Raw genomic sequence first — 14,845 nt, 5'->3', positions numbered from 1 at the left:
TCTGTTTTGTTCTGCCTTGATTTGCTATGCCGCTGAAGGAATCAGCAGCCGACTGAAGACTTCGTTCGAGACGAGTCGTCCCTTCGGAGTCAACCGAATTCTTTCCGTACTCAACTCCAACAACCCTGCATCGCGAACTTCAACGAGGGCGGGCATTGCGTCCTGCAGCAAGCTCTCGCCAAACTGTCCCCGCAACACGCTAAGATCGACGCCTTCGTTCAAACGCAGACCGAGGAGCAGCGACTCTTCAAAGGCCTCGCTGCGCCCGACGATATCAACCTCACCATCCGTTGCATCCCGCTCAAACTCAAGAACACGAAGCGGATTCGGTAGCGATTCCTGTCCAAGATATCGATCCAGATCGCTTGTGTTGGCAAATCTCACTGCACCTTCATCGGCAAGCAGCATCGAGTGCGCATCAAGCCCAAAGCCGACGTACGGCTGACGCCGCCAATATTTCAAATTGTGACGTGACAAATGCCCTGGCCGAGCAAAATTCGAAATCTCATACTGTTGCACGCCCGCCTCACCTAACAAATCGCACGCCTGCTGATACCACTCCGCCACACAATCCTCATCTGGCACAGCCGCTGCACCATAGCGGCTTCCCTGCTCCAGCAACTCCCTCCCCAGCCGCGAATCCTCATCAACCTCGAGAAGATAAACACTGATATGCGACACGCCACTCGCAATCGCCTGCTCCACAGAGTAACGCCAGCTATGCTCTGTCTGGTGCGGCAAGCCCGCGATCAGATCAACATTGATCTCGCGAACCCCGGCGCTCCGTACCCTTGCAATCTCCGCCTCGCACTGCTCCCGTGTGTGCAGGCGACCGACCGCAGCGGCCTCTTGATCAATAAACGACTGAACCCCGAAGCTGATCCGGTTCATTCCCTGGTGCAACAACTCATCCAGTGTTTCATCTGCGAGCTGACCGGGCGCACACTCCAAAGTAATCTCGGCATCTGCGGCCAGATCAAACTCGCCTCGAAGCTCCTGAAAGATCAGACGAAACTGTTGTGCCGACAACAGACTGGGAGTTCCGCCGCCAAAATAGATCGTGTCCACGGCTTTGGGCAGCGCTGCTCCTATTGTCTCCGCTGCCACATGTGCCCTGCGAATTTCGCCGCCAAGACGTTCCACATACTGCTGCATCCGCTCCGCGCCAAACACCCCCGAAGCGAAGTTGCAGAAAGTACACTTCGCCTTGCAGAACGGAACCGAAATATAGACGCCGACTGGTTCAACCATTGAAACGAAATAACCCTCTCTTCGATTGTTTCACGACGAGCGGCTTCTTGGGGTGTAACTAAAACCTCGGCAGCGACTCTAATTCACAGAGGTTTAGATCCATGTCGCAGCTTCGCTTCCTCGCCGTCATCGCAGTGTTTCTCCTCTCCTCCTTCGCTTCAGGCCGCGCGCAGACAGCACACGCAAATCGCACGCCCGTGCTCGTAGAGCTCTTCACCTCCGAGGGCTGCTCCAGTTGCCCACCCGCCGACGCTCTCCTGGCAAAGCTCGACCACGATCAGCCCATTCAAAACGCCGAGATCATCATTCTTGAAGAGCACGTCGACTACTGGGACGACCTAGGATGGCACGACCGTTTCTCCTCCCATCAGTACACCGAGCGGCAGAGCCAGTACAGCAGCCGTCTCGGCGTTGATGGCGTATACACCCCGCAGATGATCGTCGACGGAACCGACCAGTTTGTCGGCAACGACTCCTTCCACGCTCACCGCTCCATTACCAGCGCAGCTCAGAAAACCAAGCTCAATCTATCGCTCTCCCGCCCCGTCGTGGACACGCACAAGATCTCTTCCTCAGTGTCGCTGCCGGGATCGTCTTCCTCCCAGGCGCACGCGGAACTCTACGCTGCCCTTGTCGATTCTTCGGACATCACCGACGTTCGCAACGGCGAAAACGGTGGCCGGCGCCTTCAGCACGCGGGCGTCGTCCGCAGCCTGCAGCGAATCGGCACCCTGAAAGATCTCAACGCAGGAGCACTTAACTTCAGCCTCAACGCCCCCAGCGACGCCAAACTGACTGAAATGCGTGTGGTTGTCTTCGCCCAGCAAAGCAATCAGGGAGATGTCCTGGGAGCAATTGCGACCGACGTAAAGCCCTAATGAAACCTGCGCTTCCCGAATCGCGCATCTGTCTAAAGCATCTAGAATAGAGATTGCCTATGGCAGACGAACAGAAACCGAAGAATCCAAAGGATGAGACCGCGAAAAAGCCATCGCCGGACGATGAGGTCGCCGGCAAGGCCTACGACGGACGCCTGATGCGTCGTCTGCTTACCTATCTCAGGCCCTATAAACTGCAGACCGGGCTCTCCGCTCTCACCATCTTCTTCAAGGCCTCCACCGACGTGATGGGTCCCTACTTGGTCAAGGTCGCGGTCGACACCTACATGACCAATACGCCACCGGCCAAGCTGTCCTGGCTCGCACGCCATCTCAGCTCGCGCCCCATGACCGGCATTACCCAGATCGGCTGCCTCTACCTCGGCGCGCTCCTTCTCACCTACGTACTCGAGTTCGCGCAAACTTACATGATGCAGTGGACCGGGCAGAAGATCATGTTCGATCTTCGCAGCCAGATCTTCCGTCATCTGCAGCGCATGCAGCCCTCTTTCTTCGATCACAACCCAGTCGGCAAACTTGTCACCCGCGTCACCTCCGACGTAGACGCGCTTAACGAGATGTTTACCTCGGGCGTGCTCGCCATCTTCGAGGACATCTTCGTTCTCCTCTTCATCGTGCTTATCATGCTGCGGATGAGCTGGCCTCTTGCCCTGCTCGCGCTCTCAGTCATCCCGGCGATCCTCTACGTCACCAAGATCTTTCGCCGTCACGTTCGAGACAGTTACCGCCGCCAACGCGCTGCCACAGCCCGCATCAACTCCTTCACGCAGGAGTACGTCTCCGGCATGTCCATTGTGCAACTCTTCAACCGCGAGCGCCGCGCCTTCAACGACTACTCCGCCGTCAACGCCGAAAACAAACAAGCCTGGACCGACGCCATCTTCGCCTATGCCGTCTACTATCCGGTGGTCGAGTTTCTCAGCGCCACTGCCATCGCGCTCATCATCTGGCGCGGAGGCATATCAGCTCTCCACTACCTCCAGGCCACTCAGCTACACGAGCTTCAACCTCTTCTTCACGCATTGCCAAAGGCCAGCAGCGTCGTCACGGTAGGCATCCTCATCGCCTTCATCCAGTACGCCCAACGCTTCTTCCGCCCCATTCAGGACCTCAGCGAAAAGTACAACATCCTGCAAGCCGCCATGGCCGCCAGCGAACGCGTCTTCAAGCTGCTCGACACCGAACCCAGCATCGTTTCCCCTGCCTCTCCTGTAACGGGCGACAACTCGGGCCGCGTCGAGTTCCACAACGTCTGGTTCACCTATCAGGCTCTCGACGAAGCCCAACGCACTCGCGTCGCTGCCGCCACCGAAGAAGAACTCAACACCTTCGCCGACATCGAATGGATCCTTCGCGGAGTTACCTTCACTGTCGAACCAGACGAGACCGCCGCAATCGTCGGCCACACCGGGGCCGGAAAGACCACCATCACCGGCCTGATGATGCGTTTCTACGACATCCAGCGCGGCAGCATCCTCGTCGACGGTGTTGACGTCCGCAAGCAGGATTTGAAGAAACTCCGTCAACGCTTCGGCGTCGTCCTGCAGGATCCCTTCCTCTTCACCGGCACTATCTCCGACAACATTCGCCTCGGCTCCAAGTGGATCACTGACGAGCGTCTTCAGCGTGCAGCAGACGAGGTCAACGTAGGCGACTTCATCCGCTCCCTTCCTCTGCAATTTGACGAGCCTGTCCGCGAACGTGGCGCGACTCTCTCCACCGGCCAGAAGCAGCTCATCAGCTTCGCCCGCGCCCTCGCCCACGACCCCGGCATCCTCATCCTCGACGAGGCCACCTCCTCGGTCGACACCGACACCGAACTACGTGTCCGTCTCGCGCTCTCCCGCATGATCACCGGACGTACCTCCATCCTTATCGCACACCGGCTCTCCACCATCCAGCGCGCAGACACCATCCTCGTGATGCACAAGGGCCAACTCCGCGAGCGCGGCACGCACCAGCAGCTCCTCACCGAGCGCGGCCTCTACTGGAAGCTCTACCAACTCCAGTACCGCGACCAGGAACTCGGCACTGGCAGTGACTCGGTTCCGCTCGAACCACTCAGCGCCGACTAGTCTCCGGCAGGCAGCTCCCGTACCGTGACCCTCGAAGACACTCGCTCTGCCCACTCAACAACGGGGCGCCAGTATGCCTCTGTCGGAAAGTAGACCGGGCCATCGTGTGCAAATCCAGAGACGATGATCAGCTCGCCGCTCTCCCCACAAGCCTCATTGACTCGCTTCGCCATAGCCACTGGAAAAAGCTGATCTCCATCGCTGTGGATTACTAGAACCGGCGTCTTGATTTCATTCAACTGCCGAAGGTTATGCCAGACATCAGGCATCGCATGCGTCATCCAACGTCGAAAGCCCATCGCGAGCGCCGCTTCACGAAGCGTGGAGTACCCCTGACAAAGAATGACGCCGTCGATCTTTAGCTGTGGAGCGACAGCTAAAACCACGCCGCTTCCAAGAGAAAAGCCGAGCAGGAATATGGACCGGTGCCCCCGGTCCGTTAACTCCCGATAAGCCGCAATCGCATCTTCTTCACAGTGCGCCACGCTCACCCTGCCTGAGCTGGCGCCATATCCGGAGTAATTGAACACGAGCGAGGAAACGTCCATCGCCCTCAGCAACTCCTGCACGCCACTCCAGTACTCAACCTGCTCGCCGATCCCATGACAGATCAGAAATACAGGTGCGTCATCGCTCGCTCGAACATACACCGCGGAAAGTTTTCTGCCGCCGCTTGGAATCGTCAAACGCTGCTGATCAAAGGCGAACGCGTCCAGCAAGCGTTTCATAGAGCCAGTCAATCGATCTCTTCGCAGAAACACCCGACCGACAACGTCCAACGCAAGAGAAAGAATGCGGTCTCTCATCTTTCCGCCGCCCTCAAGCAATCCTCAACCAGCTTTTTCACGCGCTTCTCGCGGGCCTCCGGACCCTGATAGTAAAAGACCGCTAGCAAATTAGTCCGACGCTGCGTCAAGGTCATCGCCTTCCATCCCTTGCGCGCAGCAGGCACCCGGCCAAACGCCGCCTCTATTACCGGCGGTAGAATCTTCTCCCCTTCCATGGCCAGCAGCATTCGTTCCGCCATCTGCTCCGCCCTTCTCTGACGTGCCTCGACACTCTTCACCGCGCCCAGCCACTTGCCCACCTCGCGCTGCATCGACTCGCTCTGCTCCCCATACCACCTCGCCAGCTTCTTCTGCCGCTTCAGCAACCTCTCAAACTCCGGCGTCACCACCGCCTCGCGCTCGTCCAAGTCCGGCTCGATCGCAAAGTCCACCATCGCCCCAACCTTCGCCGCCGCTGCCCTCTGCATCTTCTTATTCACGAGCACAAAATGCCCGCCCCGAACCGCATCGCCGAACAAAGATGTTCGAAATACCTCTCCACCAATTTCAACCTTCACCCGCAACCGCACCATCTTCTTCCATGCCTTCTCAATCTCAAAGGGAAGCCGCACAATCACCCATCCCAGCCCGTTATTGGCTGGCTCCAGCACCCCGCGAAACCTCTTGACTGCACTTAAACCCATGCAATCCTCTCCAGAAAAATCTACACTGGTTCCATCGTCACGAGCCCCAACCCGCGCATCTTTCTCTCTGCCGGCGAAGCCAGCGGCGACCACTACGGCGCCCAGCTCCTCACCGAACTTCGCAGGCGCCACCCGCAGCTCGCCAGTTTCGGCCTCGGGGGTAAAGAGATGGAAGCCGCCGGCCTCAGCCGCATCGTCCGTGCCGAAGACGTCGCCCACATGGGCATCACCGAGGTGATCCGGCACATGCCCTACATCTATGGTGAGTACCGCCGCCTCGTCGCCTCCATCAAAAAACATCGCCCCGATGTCGCGATCCTCATCGACTTTCCTGACGTCAACTTCCGCCTCGCCCGCGAACTGAAAAAACTCAGCATCCCCGTAATCTACTTCGTCAGCCCACAGCTTTGGGCCTGGAAGCGGCGCCGCCTCCGCTGGGTGCAACAGCGCGTAAGCCGGATGATGGTCATCTTCCCGTTTGAAGAAAAGTTCTATCAAGCCCGGGGCGTCGACGCCACATTTGTTGGCCATCCCCTGACCGAACTGCCCCTCCCGACGATCTCGCGCGAAGACTACGCCCAACAGCAGAACCTAAATCCCGAAAAGCCGTGGATCACTCTGCTGCCCGGCTCACGATCGAAGGAGGTAAGACTAAACCTTCCGACCATGCTCGACGCGGCCGCCGCGCTCGGCAACGGTTACGAGTACATCGTCCCTGTCGCCTCTACCCTCAAACGTGAATGGGTCGAGCAACTTATATCTGCGAGCAAGCGCGGCGGCGCAGGCTCGCCAGCGCACCTGGTTCCTGACGCCCGCAACGCCCTTCACCACGCCCGCGCCAGCGTCGTCGCCAGCGGAACCGCCACGGTCCAGGCTGCCGTTATCGGCAACCCCTTTGTCGTCGTCTATAAAGTCTCCCCGCTCACCTTCAGGCTGGCAAAACACCTCGTCCACTATCCGCCAGAGATCCCTGCCCCCCTCGACGCCGACGGCAACCTCCCCATTGCCATGGTCAACCTCATCGCCGGCCGCCGCATCGTCCCCGAGCTCCTGCAGGACCGTTTCACTGCCGAAAACGTAGCGTCCGCCCTACGCCCCCTGCTTGCCGACGCTCCGGAACGCAGCCAGATGATCGCCGATCTCGCCGAGGTAGGCCAAATCCTCCGTCCCGCCTCGAAATCCTCCTCCATCCTGGAGGTTGCCGACGCAGTTGAAGCACTTTTACCGCGAAATACTCCCGCAGGTGGCCGAAACGTTCCTGCAAGCGTCTAATCAATCGACCGCTGTACCATTGTGTTTTGAGGAACCTTAGCTCGCATGTCCGCTCTCTTCCGCATCCTTCGAACGACATCCCTGACAGCCCTCACTCTCTGTCTGACCGCCACGGTATGGGCTGCGCCGGCTAAGCCGCAGCTCCAGATCACCAGCTATCTCATCAACGCCGACCTCGACCCCTCGGTCAACCGCCTCAGCGCCACCGCAGACGTCACCTTCACCGCACTCGAAGAGCTCACCACGCCGACCTTCGAACTGAACAACGGTCTGCAGATCACCAAGGTCACCGACGCCCAGGGCCACCCCCTCGAATCCGAGCGCCTCACCAACAACAGCACCGTACGGTTCACCCTCGCAGCACCGATCCCTAAGGGCACCAGCACCACCTTTCACTTCACGTACGCAGGCACCCTCAAAGGCTCTGAAACCAGCCCTGTCGAAGGCATCAAGCTCGCCTCAATCGAAGATCCCATTAGCATCCTGCTCTATCCCGGCCGCTGGTTCCCCATGACCGGCCTCTTCACCAACCGCTTCACTGCCGAGATGCACATTCGCGTTCCATCCGACGAGCGTGTTATTGGCTCCGGCAGTGGCGTCGCCGCAGCCAAAAGCCTCCCCGGTAACCGCACAGAACACACCTTCAAGTGGGCCAAACCCGGCTTCCCTGGCACCATCATTGCCGGCAAATTCCTTGAGCCGATCACCGCCGGCAACATGCGTGTCTACGTCACCGAAAAGCACAAAGACCACGCCCACGACTTCGCCAGTCTGGGCGAGCGCGAATACCTCTTCATGTCCGGAACCTTCGGCCAGACAGAATCCACTCACATGAATCTCGTCGAACTGCCCGACGACACCGTCTCCGCCACATGGGCCCCCGAGATCGCCGCAATCGCGGGCAATCGCATCGCCGCGCGCAACGAGCAGCGTCTGCTCTCCAACACCCTCGCCCATCAGTGGTGGGGCAGCCAGGTTTCGCCCGCAACCATGAACGACGCCTGGATCACCAACGGCATGTCGCGCTACGCCGAGCTGATGTACCTCGAGGACTCCTCCGGCAAAAACGCCTTCCAGTCAGCCATCACCGATATCTCCGCTGGCGCTCTGGCCTACGACACGGAACCCCTCACCACCATCGGCCGCCTCGACCCCTTCTCGCCTCAGTTCCAATCCATGACCCTCGAAAAAGGAGCCATGGTCTTCCATATGCTTCGCTGGGAGATGGGAGACGATGTCTTCATCAAGTTCCTCCGTGCCATCCTTTCGGAGTACGCCGACAAGTCCGTACGTAGCTCCAACGTCCAGACGATCGCCGAGAAGCAGTCCAACCTCGAACTCCAGGCGTTCTTTGCCCAATGGCTTGACGGCACCGGCGCCCCCGCATTCGCCGACAAGTACTCCGTCTTCCGCCTCGGTGACAACAAGGGCTTTCGCACCGTCGGCGCCATTACCCAGGACCTCGACCTCTTCCGTATGCCGATTGAGCTCCGCATCGAAACTGACGGAAAAACCGAGATCCGTCGCGTCGACATCTCCGGCTCCGACTCGCAGTACTCCATCGAAACCTTCGGCCGTCCCCGTCGCATCAGCATCGACCCCGAAAACTGGCTGCTAAAGAGCACACCCGACCTCGCCGTCCGTGTCGCCGTTCTTCGTGGCCAGGAGCTGGTCGCGCAGGGCGATTTGACCGGCGCCCTTATCGAATATCAAAAGGCTCTCGACGCCAACAAAAACAGTTCTCTCGCCGCCTATCGTATCGGCGAAATCTTCTTCATGCAGCGCAACTACCAGTCGGCCGCCAACAGCTTCCGCGATGCCCTCCGCGGCGATGGTGATCCCAAATGGGTCGAGGTTTGGAGTCATATCGAACTCGGCCGTATCTTTGATGTCACCGGCCAGCGCGATCGTGCCGTCAACGAGTATCGTCTAGCCGTTCAGACCAACGACAACACACAGGGGGCAGTCAACGAAGCTCGCGCCTCCATGCAGAAACCCTACAAGCGCGAACAGACAGAGAACTAACTACGCGATTCGTATACCCAAAAGCGGAGCGAATAGCATCGCCTGCGACGCATCGACCACTGCGCCTCGAATATCCTCCGCGTTCACCTGAACTCCGTCCACCGCCGACCCTCGAAGATCCGCGTCAACGAGCTTCGTCTTGCTCATCTCCGCATTCCGGAGATTGCATCTTCGAAACCGCGTTCCCGACAGATCTGTTCCGTAAAAATCAGCATCCTCGAAGTTGCAGGACTCGAACTCCGACGACTTGAAATGAGAGAACCGGAATTGAGAGTACCGTTGATCGCCCTGCGAGTTCAGCACGTCCTGACACTCAAGTTTTCCCGCTCGAAACCCAGTCATGCGGCAGTTGATGAACTCCACTCTCACCAGACTCATGGCTCTAGCCTCTAAATTTCCCAGGTCGCAATTCATCAGGCGAACATCCACCAGCTTGACCGAGCCAAAGCTGCAGTTCGACAGGTTGACGCGCTCGACAACCGAGCCCTCCATGAAGAGGGACGTTGCGTTGCACTCTCCAAATTGAACTCCCTCGATCAAACTTTCGGAGATCGAGATCACATCACGTTCAAAGAGAGCCTTAGCGCCAGCCAAAGCGATCAAATCGTCGTGAACTTCGGGTTCTCGACGATGGAATACAAACTCCTTGAGACTTTTGGCCTGCTTCAACTGCCCTCCGCAAACTCTTAGTAACCAGCAATCCGTCGGCGAGCCTCCGCGACGACAGACACCTTCATGCTAGCCAAGTTCGTCGCATTTCTCGCAACTGCATCTACACACGAACGAGAAGAAAGAGTGGCTCTACTCGTACCGCAACGCCTCAATCGGATCCAGACTCGCCGCCTTCATCGCAGGAATCATCCCACTGATGGTCCCTACAATGATCAGAATGACAGTCGCAACGAGCACTGTATTGGGCGAAATCAGCAGATGAATATCGCCCGCCTCCGCATTCGAAGCCAGCGCACTGTAGAAGGTAATCCGCCCCACACCCTTCGCCACCGCATACGCCAGCGCGATCCCGCCCACGCCGCCAACGCCCGAGATCACCAGCGCCTCAGCCAGAAACTGCATCAGGATATGCCGCTTCCTCGCACCCAGCGCCTTCTCGACGCCGATCTCACGCGTCCTCTGCTGCACACTCACGAGCATGATATTCATCAGCCCAATGCCCGCAATCCCCAACGTCAGCGCGCCAATGAACGACAGCAATACCTGCAGCCCCAGCGAGATAATCCGGAACTGTGTCAGCTGCTCCATGATGTTAGCCACAAACACCGCGCGACGATCACTCGGCCGATATCCATGCGCTGTAGCGAGCGTCTTGCGCAACGCCTCCTCTACCATCTTTGGCTCGCCCTTGTAATCCATCCAGATGCCATCGAGATACTTGGTGTCCTTGATATCGCTCATCGTCGTCAGCGGGACATTCACCTGGCGGTTGATGTCGCTGTCGTCGCCCTCCTGCATCTTCGGCGTCATCACTCCCACCACCTCAAAGCTCACGCCGTTCAGCCGAATCTTCTCACCAATCGGGTACAGCCCCGAAAATAGCTTTGTTTTCGCCTCCGAGCCGATCACCGTAACATGCGCCCTCTGCTGCACATCTGCCTCTGTGATTGGCCGTCCAGCGGCAAGCTCCAGCCTCTGGATCGACTGCAGCTCCGGCGTAATCCCAGTCACGTCCCAGCTAAAACTATGCAGATCGTTTTGCACCGGCACGGTCTTATCCACCGTCGGCGCCACGCGCATCACCCCCGGCACCGTCTCTTGAATGCGTTCCACGTCATCCTGCGTCAAGCGAACCTGCACGCCGGCCTTCGATCCACCCGCCTGCTCGCTCGTGCGTCCAGGAAACACCCCGATCATGTTCGTTCCGAACTGCGCAAAGATATTCTCGAACGCCTGCCCAAACCCTGCACCATACGCCAGCAGCAACACCACCGTCGCGATGCCCCACGCCATGCCCACAATCGTAATCATCGTGCGTCGGCGATTGTGCTTCATCGCCTCAATAGCCTGTCCAAGGATGTCACTCAGCATTTGTCTTATTCCTTTCGCAGTGCTTCAACAGGGGCCAACATTGCAGCCTGCCTCGCCGGGTAAAGTCCAGCCACAATCCCGCACAGGGTTAGAGTCCCCATCGCCATCGCCGCCGACCACGGCACCAGCCGCGGCGGATCGAACCCCATGTCGTTATCCCCAACCACGGAACCAAGCGCGGCCATCAGAGCCGCCGCACCAATTATCCCGATCAGCCCACTCAACGCCGTCAACGTCAGTCCCTCAAGAAAGAACTGGAAGAGAATGCTTCGATTTGTAGCGCCCAGTGCTTTTCGCAGTCCAATCTCCTTGGTCCGTTCGGTCACCGTCACCAGCATGATGTTGATGATTCCCACCGCTCCCAGTGCCAGCGTCACAATTCCAACGCCCCCAAGAAACACATCCATCGCCGTAAAGATCAGTCCCACCATTCGGTTCGACTTGATGGTGTCCCACTCTTCGAATCCTTCTTTCCGAGCCGGATCGAAGCCATGCCGCGTTGCGATGACCTTGTGCACCTCGGCTTTCGCCGTCTCGTTCAACTCTTCCGTCAGCGGCTGATACTGTATCGAGGAGATCGAATCCTGCGGGATATTGTCGCCCGTAATCGGGAAAAACTCCTGCATCGTGGTCAACGGAATATAAATCCGCTGATTACTCCCGTCGTTATTACCGCGCCCGACCTTCTTTGCTACCCCAATCACCTGAAATCGATAGCCGTTCAACGTGATTACCGCGCCTAGTGGAGGCCGTCCCGGAAACAACAACCCGACCATCCGCTGCCCAAGCACCACCACCTGCCGCCGCTCGGCAATGTCCTCCTCATTCAGAAATCTCCCCTGCGCGATAGGAAGATTCGCAATCTGCGGGTAGTTAAGCTCGACCCCAAGCACCTGTCCGCCCGCGCTCGAAAAGTCGCTCACCTGCTTCAGATCGCTGCGATTGATGATCGAGGTCACATTCCGAACATCCGGCGCTTCGGCGCGAATCGCCGCGGCGTCACTCAGCGTCAGTTTGTACGGGCGCATCCCCACATGCTGCTCCGGCAACACAGGAATCGTCCCACCCCACATCATGATCACGTCGGTGCCAAGCTCAGCCAGCCCACGCCGCTGCCCCGACCGAAACCCCTCGCCCAGCCCAATTAGCAGCAGCAGCGAAGCCACGCCCCATGCGATCCCAAACATCGTAAGGAACGAACGTAGCTTATTGGCACCGATCGACCGGAATACCTGAGCAAATACATTGAAAAGGGCGCGCATAGCTATGGTTGGACGAAGACTCTCCGCAATGGTCTACGCAGGGTTGATTGAAACAGTTCCCTACGAATACCGGATAAAAATCGACAACATTGCAAACACGGAAAGGGAGGCCAACAGAAGTCCAAGCTATCGCGACACGGAGGGCGAAGCACTTTTTCTCAGGACAGGTTCGTCCGGATCGGCCTCTGCCTCTACCGCAACTCCAAGAGTACGCAAAAAAACACGAACCGTCTCGATGATCGGCTCCTGTGTTGCCGCCGGGTACAACAGCCGCACGATCGGTGCCACCGCCGCATCGCCACGAACGAGATTCCCCCGCACCGCAAAACACCGCTCCGGTCTATACACACAGGAAGCGAGATCCGTGATGCTCAACGCGTAGCTAGGGGTACACAAGATGGTCTTTGGGGGAGCCATGCGGTCTATCATGCTGAAGATCTCCAGCTTTGACTCCAGCTCATCCGGCACAAAGTCCACCGCAATATCAGCCGTACGCACGGCGTCTTCGACCGTCTGCGCCAACTCCAGACTCCCCGCGGCCACGCGAGCACTCAAGTCCGAGTACTCCGCCTCAGCGCGCCACAGATTGGCCGGCATCACATCTTCCAGAACCACATCAAAGCCCGCGGCAACACAAGCTAAAGCGAAGCTGCGGCCAGCCACTCCGGCTCCGATAATCGCAACCCTGCGAATCTCGGGCGATGGCTGGCCAACAGCCTCTTCCTTCACTTCTTGCTCGCGACTGCCGTGATCACGGACTCATAGCTTGGCTCCGCGCCCTTTATATGCTCGGACACGCGCTGGCGCTCCTCCTCTGTCAGTGACGGCAGCACCGCGAGAATGCGGCGCAGCGTTACTGAGATGTCATCAACGTAGTTCATAGTGCGGATTGCTTCGCCAGAGAGAGGCATGCTTTGGTGCTCCTGAGAATTAAGATACCCTCCCAGTCTAAACGTTCGCGCCCAGCTCTGCCCGTTTCGATGCTTCTTCCACAGGCTTACCGGCCTCGCCACCCTCTGTCGGCTTCTCCCACCCATCTCGGTCGGTCATCACCATCAACTCGGCAAGCTGGCTCGCAAAGTCCGGATGTACTGCATTCGAACCGTACCGCCAACTCCAGTTTCCCGCACCAGCCGAAGGCGTATTCATCCTCGCCTCGCTCCCCAGATGCAGCACATCCTGCAGGGGAAACACGCAAAGATTCGCAACCGACCGGGCCGCCGCGCGAATCATCGCCCAGACAATGTCCTCGTCATGATTGATCTTCTGTAGATACGTCTGCGCATTCGTGCGCTCGACGTCGCTCACATTATCCCGCCACCATCCCAGCGTCGTGTTATTGTCGTGCGTCCCTGTGTACACCACCGTATTTGGAACATACCGGTGCGGAAGATAAAGATGCGCTCCGCGATCGGAGAAGCCAAACTGCAGGATCCGCATACCCGGCATTCCGAAGTGCTCCCGCAGCTCATCGACCTCAGGCGTAATCAGCCCCAGATCCTCCGCCACGAATGGCAGCTCTCCGAAGACCTCCTTCAGCCGCTGAAACAGCTCATGCCCCGGGGCCTTGATCCACTGCCCATTGATCGCCGTCTCCTCATCGGCCGGAATCGACCAGAAGGCCTCAAATCCGCGGAAGTGATCCAGCCGAATCACGTCGTACAGCGTCAGCGACCGCCGAATTCGCGCCACCCACCAATCAAATCCGCGCTCCTTTAAAAGCCCCCACTTGTAAAGAGGATTGCCCCACCGCTGCCCCGTCACGGAAAAATAATCCGGCGGCACACCCGAGACCCGAACCGGTCTCAGATCCTCATCCAGCTCGAACATCTCCGGATGCGTCCACACGTCCGCGCTGTCATAGTTCACAAAGATCGCAACATCGCCCATGATGCGAATCTTCCGCGCTGCACAGTATCCCCGTAGGGCACACCACTGCTCATTGAAGAAAAACTGAACCACCTGTTCAATCGCCAGCTCGCGCCCACGATCGCTCAGGAGCTTACCTAACGCATCACCTTCTCGCCGCGCATACTCGGCCGGCCACTCATGCCAGCTCGCATAGTCATGCATGCGGCGAAGCACGTTGAACATCGCATAGTCCTGCAGCCACGAGCTGTTATGTTCACAGAACCTATTGAACTTCGCGCGCTTGTCGTCCGGTGCGTGATCGAGAAAATTCCCCGCTGCCTCTTCGATCAGCGGCAGCTTCAATCGGAACGCGGCCTCAAAGTCTGCGGGCCCATCATGCCCCGGCAGCCCCGCGATCCTCTCCCCCGCAAGCCATCCGTCGCCTACCAGTGTCTCCAAACTGATCAACAATGGATTCCCCGCAAACGCAGACAGCGCCGAATAAGGCGAACTCCCATACCCTGTCGGACTCAGCGGCAGTACCTGCCACATCCTCTGCTTCGCCGCCGCCAGAAAGTCTATGAACGCATACGCCGCCGGTCCAAAGTCCCCTATCCCCCCGTACGACGGCAATGACGTGACATGCAGCAACACTCCCGACAACCGCTCCTGGTTCTTCACTTCCCCACTCATCAA

At 58.5% G+C, this 14,845-nt stretch carries 13 protein-coding genes; 4 read left to right on the top strand and 9 right to left on the bottom strand.

What is annotated here, in order from left to right; translation table 11 throughout:
• Positions 1–24: 24 nt before the first annotated feature.
• A complete protein-coding gene (gene hemW, locus RBB76_RS19465) occupies positions 25–1,251 on the bottom strand; it encodes a radical SAM family heme chaperone HemW (protein WP_429629362.1) in 1,227 nt (408 codons plus the stop codon).
• Positions 1,252–1,352: 101 nt separating this feature from the next.
• Between hemW and RBB76_RS19460 the strand changes: the two genes are divergently transcribed.
• Both RBB76_RS19460 and RBB76_RS19455 read left to right on the top strand, forming a co-directional pair.
• Positions 1,353–2,129 carry a DUF1223 domain-containing protein gene (locus RBB76_RS19460; RefSeq protein WP_429629361.1) on the top strand — a complete coding sequence of 259 codons (777 nt, stop codon included), beginning with the start codon at positions 1,353–1,355 and terminating at the stop codon, positions 2,127–2,129.
• Between the two features lie 59 nt (positions 2,130–2,188).
• Entirely contained in the window at positions 2,189–4,225 is a 2,037-nt protein-coding gene (locus tag RBB76_RS19455; RefSeq protein ID WP_429629360.1) for an ABC transporter ATP-binding protein, read from the top strand.
• Here the strand turns inward: RBB76_RS19455 and RBB76_RS19450 are convergent.
• Positions 4,222–4,965, bottom strand: a complete 744-nt coding sequence (locus tag RBB76_RS19450; RefSeq protein WP_429629359.1) for an alpha/beta hydrolase — start codon at positions 4,963–4,965, stop codon at positions 4,222–4,224. The two genes, RBB76_RS19455 and RBB76_RS19450, sit on opposite strands and share 4 nt — an antisense overlap.
• Positions 4,966–5,027: 62 nt before the next feature.
• A complete protein-coding gene (locus tag RBB76_RS19445) occupies positions 5,028–5,696 on the bottom strand; it encodes a YdeI/OmpD-associated family protein (RefSeq protein WP_429629648.1) in 669 nt (222 codons plus the stop codon).
• A 3-nt stretch (positions 5,697–5,699) separates the two neighbouring features.
• Between RBB76_RS19445 and lpxB the strand changes: the two genes are divergently transcribed.
• On the top strand, positions 5,700–6,968 hold the full coding sequence (lpxB, locus tag RBB76_RS19440) for a lipid-A-disaccharide synthase (RefSeq protein WP_429629647.1): 1,269 nt from the start codon (positions 5,700–5,702) through the stop codon (positions 6,966–6,968).
• A gap of 45 nt (positions 6,969–7,013) precedes the next feature.
• The gene (locus tag RBB76_RS19435) at positions 7,014–8,993 is read left to right on the top strand and encodes a M1 family aminopeptidase (protein WP_429629358.1); all 1,980 of its coding nucleotides are present in this window, start codon (positions 7,014–7,016) and stop codon (positions 8,991–8,993) included.
• Here the strand turns inward: RBB76_RS19435 and RBB76_RS19430 are convergent, their stop codons facing one another.
• From RBB76_RS19430 to malQ, 6 genes are all read right to left on the bottom strand, one after another.
• Positions 8,994–9,662 (bottom strand): pentapeptide repeat-containing protein, encoded by a 669-nt coding sequence (locus RBB76_RS19430; RefSeq protein ID WP_429629357.1) that lies wholly within the window; start codon positions 9,660–9,662, stop codon positions 8,994–8,996.
• 132 nt (positions 9,663–9,794) lie between these two features.
• Positions 9,795–11,036 carry an ABC transporter permease gene (locus RBB76_RS19425; protein ID WP_429629356.1) on the bottom strand — a complete coding sequence of 414 codons (1,242 nt, stop codon included), beginning with the start codon at positions 11,034–11,036 and terminating at the stop codon, positions 9,795–9,797.
• Between the two features lie 5 nt (positions 11,037–11,041).
• Positions 11,042–12,298, bottom strand: coding sequence for an ABC transporter permease (locus RBB76_RS19420; RefSeq protein WP_429629355.1), 1,257 nt, complete (start codon positions 12,296–12,298; stop codon positions 11,042–11,044).
• 126 nt (positions 12,299–12,424) lie between these two features.
• A complete protein-coding gene (locus tag RBB76_RS19415; RefSeq protein ID WP_429629354.1) occupies positions 12,425–13,027 on the bottom strand; it encodes a 3-hydroxyacyl-CoA dehydrogenase NAD-binding domain-containing protein in 603 nt (200 codons plus the stop codon).
• Positions 13,024–13,209, bottom strand: coding sequence for a hypothetical protein (locus RBB76_RS19410; RefSeq protein ID WP_183761474.1), 186 nt, complete (start codon positions 13,207–13,209; stop codon positions 13,024–13,026). Before RBB76_RS19410 ends, RBB76_RS19415 begins: the two co-directional genes overlap by 4 nt.
• A 37-nt stretch (positions 13,210–13,246) precedes the next feature.
• Positions 13,247–14,842: a 4-alpha-glucanotransferase gene (gene malQ / locus RBB76_RS19405; protein WP_429629353.1), complete on the bottom strand. Its 1,596-nt coding sequence runs from the start codon at positions 14,840–14,842 to the stop codon at positions 13,247–13,249.
• Positions 14,843–14,845 lie beyond the last annotated feature (3 nt).

Source organism: Tunturiibacter psychrotolerans (genome assembly GCF_051013365.1).
Lineage (GTDB): Bacteria > Acidobacteriota > Terriglobia > Terriglobales > Acidobacteriaceae > Edaphobacter > Edaphobacter psychrotolerans_A.
Note: the sequence above shows the minus strand (reverse complement) of the source record. Positions and strands in the feature narration are given on the sequence as shown.